The 11,332-nt window shown below is 74.4% G+C and carries 9 protein-coding genes; 4 read left to right on the top strand and 5 right to left on the bottom strand.

The features are described 5' to 3' along the window. Positions 1–60 precede the first annotated feature (60 nt). From DC008_RS04580 to DC008_RS04570, 3 genes are all read left to right on the top strand, one after another. Positions 61–543, top strand: coding sequence for a rhodanese-like domain-containing protein (locus DC008_RS04580; RefSeq protein WP_108710564.1), 483 nt, complete (start codon positions 61–63; stop codon positions 541–543). Between the two features lie 56 nt (positions 544–599). Further along, positions 600–1,115, top strand: a complete 516-nt coding sequence (locus DC008_RS04575; RefSeq protein WP_108705835.1) for an immunity 21 family protein — start codon at positions 600–602, stop codon at positions 1,113–1,115. A gap of 61 nt (positions 1,116–1,176) precedes the next feature. Beyond that, entirely contained in the window at positions 1,177–2,010 is an 834-nt protein-coding gene (locus DC008_RS04570) for an SDR family oxidoreductase (protein ID WP_108705834.1), read from the top strand. Positions 2,011–2,019: 9 nt separating this feature from the next. Here the strand turns inward: DC008_RS04570 and DC008_RS04565 are convergent, their stop codons facing one another. Then, positions 2,020–3,708, bottom strand: a complete 1,689-nt coding sequence (locus DC008_RS04565) for a DUF885 domain-containing protein (RefSeq protein WP_108705833.1) — start codon at positions 3,706–3,708, stop codon at positions 2,020–2,022. 78 nt (positions 3,709–3,786) lie between these two features. Continuing rightward, positions 3,787–4,278: an Lrp/AsnC family transcriptional regulator gene (locus tag DC008_RS04560; RefSeq protein WP_062668111.1), complete on the bottom strand. Its 492-nt coding sequence runs from the start codon at positions 4,276–4,278 to the stop codon at positions 3,787–3,789. A 93-nt stretch (positions 4,279–4,371) separates the two neighbouring features. Between DC008_RS04560 and DC008_RS04555 the strand changes: the two genes are divergently transcribed. Then, positions 4,372–5,580, top strand: a complete 1,209-nt coding sequence (locus DC008_RS04555) for a trans-sulfuration enzyme family protein (RefSeq protein ID WP_244221484.1) — start codon at positions 4,372–4,374, stop codon at positions 5,578–5,580. Positions 5,581–5,655: 75 nt separating this feature from the next. On the opposite strand, the gene DC008_RS04550 is transcribed toward DC008_RS04555, so the two are convergent. The 3 genes from DC008_RS04550 to DC008_RS04540 form a co-directional block, all read right to left on the bottom strand. Continuing rightward, positions 5,656–7,104 carry a GNAT family N-acetyltransferase gene (locus DC008_RS04550; RefSeq protein ID WP_108705831.1) on the bottom strand — a complete coding sequence of 483 codons (1,449 nt, stop codon included), beginning with the start codon at positions 7,102–7,104 and terminating at the stop codon, positions 5,656–5,658. A gap of 120 nt (positions 7,105–7,224) precedes the next feature. After that, the gene (locus tag DC008_RS04545; protein ID WP_108705830.1) at positions 7,225–9,879 is read right to left on the bottom strand and encodes a DUF7824 domain-containing protein; all 2,655 of its coding nucleotides are present in this window, start codon (positions 9,877–9,879) and stop codon (positions 7,225–7,227) included. Beyond that, positions 9,876–11,285, bottom strand: coding sequence for an SWIM zinc finger family protein (locus DC008_RS04540; protein ID WP_108705829.1), 1,410 nt, complete (start codon positions 11,283–11,285; stop codon positions 9,876–9,878). Before DC008_RS04540 ends, DC008_RS04545 begins: the two co-directional genes overlap by 4 nt. Positions 11,286–11,332: the final 47 nt, after the last annotated feature.

Genomic DNA, 11,332 nt, shown 5'->3' with positions numbered 1-11,332 from the left:
GATTTTCGATCATCAGAAGGCCGGGATTCCGGCCCGCCGATCGATCCGAAGGGCATGATCATGACCGCCGCCGTCCCCGCCGTGAACCCCGTCCTGCGCGTCGCCCCCGCCGCGCCCGCCGAAGCCGTCGCCCACTTCCGGGCGAGCCTCGCCTTCCACGCGGACGTGGCCGACGTCGCCGCCGGGCTCGCGGCCGGCGGCGACCCCGGATTCGTCGTCCTCGACTCCCGGTCCACCGCGGCCTGGGACCAGGGGCACGTCCCCGGCGCCGTGCACCTGCCCACCGCGCTCATCGCGGAGCAGGCCGGGGACCTGCTCGACCGGGCCGTGCCCGTGGTGACGTACTGCTGGGGCCCGGGCTGCAACGGGGCGACCCGCGCCGCACTCGCCCTCGCCGAACTCGGCTACCGGGTCAAGGAGATGCTCGGCGGCTTCGAGTACTGGGTGCGCGAGGGCTTCGCGTACGAGACCTGGGAGGGCCGCGAGAGCCGGCCCGCCGACCCGCTCACCGCCCCCGCGACCGACGCGGACTGCGGCTGCTGAGGCGCCTGTTGGACACCATGACCCGTGCGGCGGCCCTGCGTGTAGGTTCTGCTGCCATGGTGACTTACGCGGAACCGGGGACGCTGGAGTGGATCGAGTCGGGCGGCGGCCCGCTGATAGCCGTGCCGGAGACGGTTCTTCCGTTCTGGGCCGGCGCCGACGGCGACGAGACCGCCTCGGACTACGACCGGGCCTGCGAGGTCGACACCGCCGTCGGCCTCCTCCCCGTCGGGGACGGCGCCGCCCTGGTCCTCGGCGACGAACCCGCGTCCACCGCCTACCTCCCGGCCCACGGCGTCTTCGTCCGGTGGTGCGCCGCCGACTCCGAGGCGGACCTGCTCGCCGGGGTGCCGTCCGCCCTGGCCACGGCGGACTGGGGGCACGAGGTCCACTGGAAGGTGGCAGGCCCGGTGGTGCTGTTCGACTCGGCGTGGCCGGGCGGGGAGACGGAACGGACCGAGCATCTGCGGGTGCCCCTCACCCCGGGGACGTACGCCGTCCGCGCCTCGCACGCCCGGCCCGGCCCCGAGACCTGGCTGATCCTGGTCCAGCTGCGGAGACTCGCGCACTGAACCGAAGGGCGCCCCGATAACCAGGTGCGTGGCCCGGGAGCGACCCGCATGATGATCTGTCATGCCGCGACTTCCCCACCCCAGCACCGACGAACTGCGCCGCGACCCGCTGCCGTTGCGCGGCCGTACCGCCCTGGTGACCGGCGCCAGCCGGCGCGGCGGCATCGGGCACGCCGTCGCCCGTCGGCTCGCCGCCCACGGCGCGAGCGTCTACCTGCACCACCACGTCCCGCACGACGCCGCCATGCTCTGGGGCGCCGACCGTCCCGAGGACGTCGTGGCCTCCGTGCGCGAGGCGCTCGGCGACCCCGGCGCACGCGTCGTGGCCGGTCCCGGCGACCTCTCCGACCCGGCCGCACCCGCCGAACTCATCGCCACGGCCGCCTCGGCGCTCGGCGGCCGCCTCGACATCCTCGTCGCCAACCACGCCCTGAGCGGCGGCGACGGCACACTCGACGAGATCGACGCGGCCATGCTGGACGCCCACTGGACGGTCGACACCCGCTCGGTGCTCCTGCTCGTCCAGGCCCACGCACGGCTCCGGCCGGCCGGTCCCGGCGGACGCGTCGTCATGATGACGTCCGGGCAGGACATCGCGGGCGGCATGCCCGGCGAGATCGCCTACGCCCTCCAGAAGGGCGCCCTCGCCTCGATCACCCGCTCCCTGGCCACCACGCTCGCCGAGCGCGGAATCACCGTGAACACCGTCAACCCCGGCCCCGTCGACACCGACTACCTGACCGGCGACGCCTACGACGCCGTCGCGGAGCGCTTCCCCGGCGGGCGGTGGGGGCTGCCCGACGACCCGGCCCGCCTCATCGCGTGGCTGGCCACGGACGAGGCGGGCTGGATCACCGGCGAGGTCGTCAACTCCGAGGGCGGCTTCCGGCGTTGACTGCCGCTGCTAGAGCGCGGCCAGTTCGTCCACCAGGTCGTCCAGGCCCAGCGACCCCTGGGACAGGGCCGCCATGTGCCACGCCTTGAGGTCGAAGGCGTCGCCGTGCCGCTGCCGCGCCTTCTCACGGCCGAGCAGCCAGGCACGTTCGCCCAGCTTGTAGCCGATGGCCTGACCCGGGATGGTCAGATAGCGGGTCAGCTCGCTCTCCACGAAGTCCGCCGGGCGGCTGCTGTGCGCGCCGAAGAACTCCTGCGCCAGCTCCGGCGTCCAACGCTCGCCCGGGTGGAACGGCGAGTCCGCCGGGATCTCCAGCTCCAGGTGCATACCGATGTCGACGATGACGCGCGCGGCCCGCATCATCTGCGCGTCCAGATAGCCGAGCCGGTGCTCCGGGTCCGTGAGGAAGCCCAGCTCGTCCATCAGCCGCTCCGCGTACAGCGCCCAGCCCTCGACGTTGGCGCTGACCATGCCGATGGAGGCCTGGTAGCGGGAGAGGTTCCCGGCGACGTACGCCCACTGCGCCAGCTGGAGGTGATGCCCCGGCACACCCTCGTGGTACCAGGTGGAGACGAGGTCGTAGACCGGGAAGCGGGTCTGGCCCATCGTCGGCAGCCAGGTGCGGCCCGGCCGCGAGAAGTCCTCCGACGGAGGCGTGTAGTAGGGGGCCGCCGCGCCGCCGGGCGGGGCGATACGGGACTCCACCTTCCGTACCGGCTCGGCGAGTTCGAAGTGCGTGCCGTCCAGCTTCTCGATGGCCTCGTCCATCAGGCCCTGCAGCCAGTCGCGGACCTCGTCCACGCCCTCGATGTGCTTGCCGTGCTCGTCGAGGTGCGCCAGCGCCACCCACGGGGTCGCCGCACCCGGCAGGACGCGCTCGGCCTCCTTCCTCATCTCGCCGAGCAGCCGGTGGTACTCGGACCACCCGTAGGCGTACGCCTCGTCCAGGTCCAGGTCGATGCCGTTGAAGTAGCGCACCCAGCGGGCGTACCGCTCGCGGCCCGCCGTGTTCGGTGCGCCCTCGATCGCCGGCGTGTACACGTCCCGCATCCAGTCCCGCAGCCCGGCCACGGCTGCCGTCGCCGCCCTGGCGGCCTCGTCCAGCTCGGTGCGCAGCGCCTCGGGGCCGCCGGCGGCGAAGTCCTCGAACCAGCCGCGCCCGCCGTCCGGGCCCGCCCACTCGGTGAGCTGCTCGACGAACGTGGCCGTCGGCCGCGGCGCCGCGTACAGCTCCCGCTCCAGGCCGAGCTCCAGGGACTCCCGGTAGCCCGCGTAGGCCGCCGGCACGGCGCGCAGCCGCTCGGCGATCGCCGCCCAGTCCTCGTCGGTCTCGCTCGGCGTCACCGTGAAGATCTCGCGGACCGTGTGGGCGGGCGTCGCCATGTTGCCGACCGCGCGCAGCCCCTCGTCGGCGTCGTGCACGGCGAGTTCGGCGGTGAGCCGCTCGCGCAGCAGCCGCGCGCACCGGCGCTCGCTGTCGCTGTCCGCGCCGGGCCTGCGCTCCGCCTCGTCGAGGCGCGCGAGCGTGGCGCGCTGCAGTTCGGCGAGCGCCTCCTGGCCGGCCGGGGACAGGTCGGGCAGCCTGCTGCTGCTCTCCTTCACTCCCAGGTAGGTACCGGTGAACGGGTCGAGGGCGACGAGTTCGTCGACATACGCGTCGGCGACCTCACGGGGCAGTGGGGTGTTGGTGTCGGACATGCCGCCATCCTCGTACGACCGCCGCCCCCGCGTCAGCCCGGACGGCGTCCGCGGCACCCCTCACCGGCCCGATTTCGCTCAGGGCGTGCCCCTCGGCGCGCCGGGTGGCAACAGCGGCCCACAGTCCCACTGCTGGAAGATCAGCCGGGTCTCCACCCGCGCCACCTCACGGTGCGCGGTGAACTCGTCCAGCACCAGACGCTGCAGATCCGTCATGTCCGCGACCGCGACATGGACGAGGTAGTCGTCCGGTCCCGTCAGATGGAAGACGCTCCGGGACTCCGGCAGCGCCCGGATCCGCTCCACGAACGGCCCGACCAGCTCCCGGCGGTGCGGCCGGACCTGCACCGACAGCAGGGCCTCCAGACCGCGGCCCAGTTTGGCGGGGTCGAGCCGGAGCTGATGGCCGAGGATCACCCCCGAGCGCCGCAGCCGCGTCACCCGGTCCAGACACGTCGACGGAGCCACGCCCACCTGCGCCGCGAGGTCCCGGTAGGTGGCCCGGGCGTCGTTCTGCAGAAGCCGCAGCAGATGCAGATCGACCGGATCGAGTACGACAGATTCCGCCATTGGCCGAACGTAACACGGGATTCAGCCGCATGGATCCGGTCACTGTTCACTCTTCCGCTCATGGACCCAGCGAGCAGGGAGGCGAACGAGCGTATGTCCGGGTACGACGACGCACGCACCGCAGCAAGAGCACTGGCCACCGAGGCCGTGCACGCCGGCCGCGACGACCTCGCCAGGCAGGGCCTGCACGCCCCGCCGATCGACCTGTCGACCACCTACCCCTCGTACGACAGCCGCGGCGAGGCCGCCCGCATCGACGCCTTCGCCGCCACCGGCGCCGAGCCGGACGGCCCGCCCGTCTACGGCCGCCTCGGCAACCCGACCGTCGCCCGCTTCGAGACCGCCCTCGCCCGTCTGGAGGGCACCGACGCCGCGGTCGCCTTCGCCAGCGGCATGGCGGCCCTGAGCGCGGTGCTCCTCGTACGGGCCTCCATGGGCCTGCGCCACGTCGTCGCCGTACGCCCCCTGTACGGCTGCAGCGACCATCTGCTCACCGCCGGGCTGCTCGGCTCGGAGGTGACCTGGACCGACCCCGCGGGCATCGCGGACGCGCTGCGCCCCGACACCGGCCTGGTCATGGTGGAGACCCCGGCCAACCCGACCCTCGCCGAGGTGGATCTGCGGGCCGTCGCCCACGCCTGCGGCTCGGTGCCGCTGCTTGCCGACAACACCTTCGCCACCCCCGTCCTGCAGCGCCCCGCCGAGCACGGCGCACGGCTGGTCCTGCACAGTGCCACCAAGTACCTCGGCGGACACGGCGACGTGATGGCGGGCGTCGTGGCCTGCGACGAGGAGCTCGCCGGACGGCTGCGGCAGATCCGCTTCGCCACCGGCGGCGTCCTGCACCCGCTCGCCGGCTATCTGCTGCTGCGCGGCCTCGCCACGCTCCCCGTACGGGTGCGCGCCGCCTCCGAGAGCGCCGCCGAACTGGCCCGCCGGCTCGCCGCCGACCCGCGCGTCGCCCGGGTCCACTACCCGCGCATCGGTGGCGCCATGGTCGCCTTCGAGGTGAAGGGCGACCCGCACGAGGTCATCGCCGGTGTCCGGCTGATCACCCCCGCCGTGAGCCTCGGCAGCGTCGACACCCTCATCCAGCACCCGGCGTCCATCAGTCACCGCATCGTCGACGCGGACGACCGCCGGGGCGCCGGCGTGAGCGACCGGCTGCTGCGGATGTCCGTGGGCCTGGAGGACGTCGACGACCTGTGGGCCGACCTGGACCAGGCGCTGGGCGGTACGGCATCCGAGGCCGACGCCACCTCCTATGACACCGGCACGCGGGCACCCGCCGGCGCCCACTGACCCCGGCCCGGGCCCCGCTCTCGTCGTCCTGACGGGGGGAGAGCGGGGCACCGGCCGGTTTCCTGACTGACCGCGCTACGTCGCCGACGTGGTGCCGAACTCGCCGGTGCCCGACAGATGAGGGGCGGCCGGCCGGGAAGTGCCCAGCCGGGCGGTGATCACCAGGGTGCCCTCCTCGATCTGGTAGTCGAGCGGGAGACCCAGGGAGCGCATCGCCGCCACCATCGCGGTGTTGGACGCCTGCGTCACGGCGTAGACACTCTCGCAGCCCGCCTCGACCGCCATCGCCACCAGCCGTGACAGCAGCTCACCACCGATCCCGCGCTGCTGCCAGGCGTCCTCGACGAGCAGCGCGACCTCCGTCTCGTCGCCGTCCCACAGCAGATGCCCGAGCCCGACGACCCGGCCGGAGGCCGTCTGCACGGCGAGGGTGCGGCCGTAGCGGGGGCTCAGCAGATGGTTCAGATAACGGTCGGCGTCCCCGACCGGGCCGTGGTAGCGCATCGAGAGCGTCCGTGCCGAGCAGCGGTCGTGCATCTCCCGCGCGGCCCGCAGGTCGCCGGTGTCCGCTCGGCGCACGGTGATCGCGTCGCCCTCGGAGAGAGTCAGGACGTCCTGGCCGGCCGGGACGCGCGGGCCGAGCCGGGCGTCCAGCTCCACCAGCGCCCGCGCCCGCGCGAACTCGGTCGGGGTGAACGGGAGATACGGCCGCTCCACCGTGATCACCCCGCCCTCCGGCGCCCGCAGACGCATCACGGTCTCCTCCAGCACGCCCTCCACCGGCACCGGCGACGGCCCCCGGCCACCTGTGGCGGGCACGCCGGGCAGCTGGCGGATGGTGCACCGCCCCAGCAACTGCCGCAACGCCAGCGGTAGTTCCGCCGCGTCCAGGGCCGTCCGGGTGGCGAGACCCAGCACGCGGGTCGGCGCGTCCACCAGATCGTGGGTGTCGGCCCGCTCGATCCAGGTCCGGATGCCCCCGGCCGCCGCGACCGCGCCGACCAGACCGTCCGCGTCCACGTCACCCGGCGCCCGCAGCAGGAACTCGTCCACCGTGCCCTCGGCGAGCGGATGCGTCTGGAGGCTGAGGATGTCCACGCCGAGCCCCGCCAGTGCCGTGCACAGCGCGGCCAGGGAACCCGGCTCGTCCTTCACCGTCGTCCGCATCCGCCACAGGACGCTCGCCGCGCGGCGCCGCGCCACACCCTCTTCCGGCCCCGACTGCCCGGCCCGCTCCACGCTGGGCGGCCGGGCACCGGTATCGCTCGAAGGCGGTGCGTGACCGTGGCGGCGTGCCCACCGTGCGCGGACACCGGCCGCCACGAACAGTGCCGCCGCGACCGGCAGCGCCGTGGACAGCGGCAGGGGCCAGGACGCGCCGGGGCCCCGGTCGAGCAGGTGGACCACGACGCCCGTCACGGCCGCCGTCGTCAACAGGGCCGCCAGGCGCAGGGCGTTGCTCCGCCCCGGGCGGACCGGCCGGCCGTTCTTCGCTCGTGTCACATCACATATGTCTCGGCTCATGCAGCCACTGTGAAGGAACGGTGTTGCGTGATCACGAACGTTTTGTGACCGGGCGGTAAAGACCCCCTTTGTCCCTGTTTCTACTTTTGTGTTGTCAAGTACCCGTCCCTCGGTGGGACTTCAGGCGGCCGCCCCCGGCGTCAGGGCCGTGCGCAGCCGCCGCGCCTGGCCGGTCAGCCGGGACGATCCACGACGGTCCGCCAGATCCGTCAGATGTGGCACCTCGCCCCGGGCCCCCGTCCGCTCGGCGCACTCGGCGGCCACGGCCAGCAGATCCGCCAGCCCTCGCGCCGGAGCCGCAGCCGTGCCGGTCGCCACGTCCGCCAGCAGCACCGGCAGCGTGTGCCGCAACGTCTCCCAGACGGTGCCGTACGCCCCCGTGGACACCGCCGTGCGCAGCGATTCGACGAGCCGTGACGGCTTGACCGCCCCGCGCCGGGCCAGCTCACCCAGGTCCGTGCCCAGCCCGGCCGTGTCCAGCTGCCCGCGTGACGCCAGCACCAGCATCGCGTCGACGGCGGCGAGACGGTCCTCCGGGTGCCGTGCGCCGAGCCCATGGGCCACACCGAGACGCACGGCCCGACCGGCCTCCCCGCCCGACTCGGCGATCAGCGGCAGGATCGCCGCCTCGCCCCGGCTGTCGTGGATCGCCGTGGACGCGATGTCGCCCAGCACCCGGGCCGCCACCAGCTCGCGTGCCTCGGGGAGCAGGGCGAGCCAGTGCGGGCGTATGCCCTCGTGCCAGTGGGGGCAGGCCCAGCGCGCCGGTTCACCGGTCACCGGTTCGCCCAGCGAGCCGAACGCCTCCGGGAGGCCGTCCCCCGACTCGGGTATCTCGTCCGCTTCGACGAGGACACGGTCCTCCGCTGTCCGGCGCCGGCAGGTCGGCGTGGGCGGGGCGGAGGCCAGCCATTCCGCCAGCCGCTTCCCCTCCGCCGTGCCCAGCGCGGCCGCCCGCTCCGCCGCCGCGGCGGCCCGTGCCCGGTCGCCGCGCCGGACCCGCAGCAGCGCCAGCGCGAAGTCGGTCTCCGACACCCGCGCCCCGAGGCCCCGGTAGTCGTCGAGACGCGTCACCAGGTCGTCCGGCTCCAGCAGCCCCGTGCTCCAGGTCGGCTTCGACAGCAGGAACGGCAGGGGTTCGGTGCGGACGCGATGGGCCAGCTCCCAGACGCGGGTCTCGAAGGCCCGGGCCAGCGGGGCGTGGACGCACCCCGCGCTCACCGGCCCGTGCACGAGGACGCTGTGGAGGGCCGCGGTGGGGACCGCTCCGGCCAGGGTGGCCAGGAGCAGCTCCAGCGCCTGTGACGGCACGGTCAGCCCATGGGGGTGGGTGAAGGACGTCTCCACCGGATGGGACCGCGCATCGGCCCCGTACCACCAGCGGCGCGCCAGCACGGGTGCCAGCGCCTCCAGCAGCCCTTCGCGGTCCCGGTGCGTCTGGCGCACCAGCCCGTCGAGGGCCCGTTCGAACGTCGCCACGTCACCGTCGGCCGCGAGCAGCGCCCCGATCTCCTCGGCGAGTTCCGCGACCGACGCGGGCGCCGGGGCCAGCCGCACCGGCTGCGGCGCGGGCGGCAGGACCTCCTCGTAGGCGTGCGTCTCCGGCACGTCGAGGACGACCCCGAGGGCGTCGGCCGCCCGCTTGCGCAGCGCCGGAATCAACTGCTCCGCCGCCGAGCGCAGTTCGTCACGGACCGCGTCCGTGCCGAGGGCGCGACGGTGCCGCTCGACCAGCTTCAGGGCGCGCTCCTGCGCCTCCGAGTCCTCATGTCCGAACGCCTGGGCGACGGCGGGCAGCAGCGCGTCGGCGGTCGAGGCGTCCCGGGCCAGTACCTTGCCGAGCAGGATCAGCTGAGCACGGACGATCTTCTTCTCGGTGCGGAACAGGACCGCACCCGACATCTCGGCCAGCCGGCGGGCGGGCAGCTCGCCGTCCAGGGCCAGCGCCGCCAGCACCGACTGCGCGTGCGCGGCCACCGGGGACGGCCCGTCCGACGCCAGCGCCAGCCAGTCGGCGACGCGCTCGCGCTCCTCGTCACGGGTCAGCTCGAAGGCCTGGAGCACCCGCAGGAACATCCGGTGGTCGGAGGCGGGACCGCCCCGCAGCAACCGGGCCACGCACGCATCGACCGTCGCCCTCCGGTCCAGCGTGCCCTCGACGGTGAGCCGGGCCAGCGCCCCGCTCCAGCCGTCCTTCCCCTCGCTCGACGCCCAGGCCAGCCGGCCCCCGACGTCGGCCGTCTCGAACAGCGCGGCCACCAGCGGCGTCAGATGGGGGTCCGTGCGCAGCCGCTCCAGGATCGTGTCCCCGCGCTGCCAGACATGGCCGATGTGCTCCACCCAGCCGTGCACATACGCCTCGGTCGTCGGCACCGGGCACCCGGACAGCCGCACCAGCCCCGCCATCAGCTCGTACGGCACCCGGGAGGTGGCCGGCCGCGCGGCCAGGCGGTGCGCCACATCGGCGAGCCACGCCGGGGAACGGTCGCCGAGCAGATCGATCAGCACCCCCGGGGAGGCGGACCACCACCGCATGTCGGACGCCGCGATCCAGGCGGCCACCCCGGCCGCCCCGGTCTGGCAGGCGGTGCCCGCCGCGTGCAGCGCCGGATAGACCCGGCGCGCCTCGGCGGTCCAGGGGTCGGCCCGGAGTTCCTTGCGCAGCGCCCGCAATCGGGGGAACTCCGCCCGTCGTTCGGCGTCCGTCATCCCGTCGAGGAGGCTGACCACCTCCGCCGAGCGACCCGCGCGTACCGCTTCGACCAGCGCACTCATCGCGCACCCCCGCCGGCCGCGACCCCGTCACGCTCGACGGCGGCGGCGCCCCGCCGCACCATCCGGACCGCGAGCGCGTGCTTGCACGGTCCCCGTCCACCCCGGTACTTGGCCCACCAGAGGCAACTGCAGCTGAGCACCCCCGACTCGTCCCGCACCCGGTGCACGTGCCCGTCCTCGGCCGTCACCGTGCCGATGCCGCCCTGGAGGGTGACCGCGCCGGCCGCCACGAGGGCCCTTGCCGCCCGCAGCCTCGGATTGTGGCGCTCCGCGCGCTCCGCGTCGTACGGCAGCTCCCGGTGGAAGTAGGCCGCCTCCGCAGTGTCGTAGCCGACCCGGCCGGAGGTGCCGAGACGGACCAGGGCCGCCCGCACCCGCTCCGGTGTGAGCCCCGAGGAAGCCGCCAGGTCGGCGACGTCGATCCGGGGCTCCCAGGCCAGCAGCACCGCGACCAGCTCCGCGTCCTCGGCGGCCTCGTCGGTGGCGAGCGCGTCGAGGACGCCGCCCTCGCCCGAGAAGCCGCGCGCGGCGTCCGGCGACAGGGTCAACGTCAGCCGCATCCCCGGCAGCACGGCCTCCCACGCGCTCGCCGTGCCGGCCGAACCGCCGGTGAGCGCGGGCCCGTACACCCGCAGGGCGGTGGCATGCCGCAACACCCGCTGGAGCGCGGCCAGCCGCTCCGGGCCGGGCAGGCACACCGCGCCCGGCACCGCGCGGGTGGTCGGCCGCAGGCTCCTCCCGGAGGGCACCACCCAGCGCGCCCCGACCGAGGCGCCCCGCGCACCGTCACGCGGCAGCGAGCGCAGGAACCGCACCGCCTCGGCCGCCGGCAGCTCCGCCCGGAGATCGAAGCCGGCCGCGACGACCTGGGCCTCCGCGAAGCCGCGCAGCCAGCGGTCCGGCAGAGGCACCTTCTTCTCCACGACCGGGCCGTCCACGGTGGTCACCGCCAGCTCGTCCGGGCCCACGCGCAGATGCAGCGGATCGTCCGCGCCGATCCTGGACAGCGCCTCCCGGAGCGGGTTGTTGACGTCGACGTTCGTCGTGCCGTGCCCCACCTCGCCGCCGTCGAGGCCCGGCTCCAGGACGTCCAGACGCGCGTACACCCCGCAGCAGCCGGAGAAGGACTCGAAACGCAGCCGGTCGCCGTTGCCCGTCACCACCGGGTCCAGGGAGGTGGGCGCCTGCCGCTGGTAGTACCGGGTGACCGCCACGTCCGCCACCGCGAGCAGACCGGCCGACGCCACCTGGGGAGACGTCAGAAAGCCCGTGAAGAACCTCGGGTGGTCCTCGACGCCCGAGGGCGTCGCGCCCCGGGACGTCTCGAGTCCCAAGTGCTGTCCGTCCGCCGCGGACCGCAGCGCGGAGGATCGCCGATAGGCCACGGCCTGGAGTGATCGCGTCATGGGAAAGACCGTAGAGGCCACCACTGACAACGGGCCCCGATCTGCGA

The sequence above is a fragment of the Streptomyces nigra genome (assembly GCF_003074055.1).
In the GTDB taxonomy this organism is placed as follows: domain Bacteria; phylum Actinomycetota; class Actinomycetes; order Streptomycetales; family Streptomycetaceae; genus Streptomyces; species Streptomyces nigra.
Note: the sequence above shows the minus strand (reverse complement) of the source record. Positions and strands in the feature narration are given on the sequence as shown.

Coding starts and splice junctions, on each gene's coding strand:
- DC008_RS04555 (WP_244221484.1), top strand. CDS start 4,372: ATGTCCGGGTACGACGACGCACGCACCGCAGCAAGAGCACTGGCCACC.
- DC008_RS04545 (WP_108705830.1), bottom strand. CDS start 9,879: ATGAGTGCGCTGGTCGAAGCGGTACGCGCGGGTCGCTCGGCGGAGGTG.
- DC008_RS04550 (WP_108705831.1), bottom strand. CDS start 7,104: ATGAGCCGAGACATATGTGATGTGACACGAGCGAAGAACGGCCGGCCG.
- DC008_RS04565 (WP_108705833.1), bottom strand. CDS start 3,708: ATGTCCGACACCAACACCCCACTGCCCCGTGAGGTCGCCGACGCGTAT.
- DC008_RS04540 (WP_108705829.1), bottom strand. CDS start 11,285: ATGACGCGATCACTCCAGGCCGTGGCCTATCGGCGATCCTCCGCGCTG.
- DC008_RS04575 (WP_108705835.1), top strand. CDS start 600: ATGGTGACTTACGCGGAACCGGGGACGCTGGAGTGGATCGAGTCGGGC.
- DC008_RS04580 (WP_108710564.1), top strand. CDS start 61: ATGACCGCCGCCGTCCCCGCCGTGAACCCCGTCCTGCGCGTCGCCCCC.
- DC008_RS04570 (WP_108705834.1), top strand. CDS start 1,177: ATGCCGCGACTTCCCCACCCCAGCACCGACGAACTGCGCCGCGACCCG.
- DC008_RS04560 (WP_062668111.1), bottom strand. CDS start 4,278: ATGGCGGAATCTGTCGTACTCGATCCGGTCGATCTGCATCTGCTGCGG.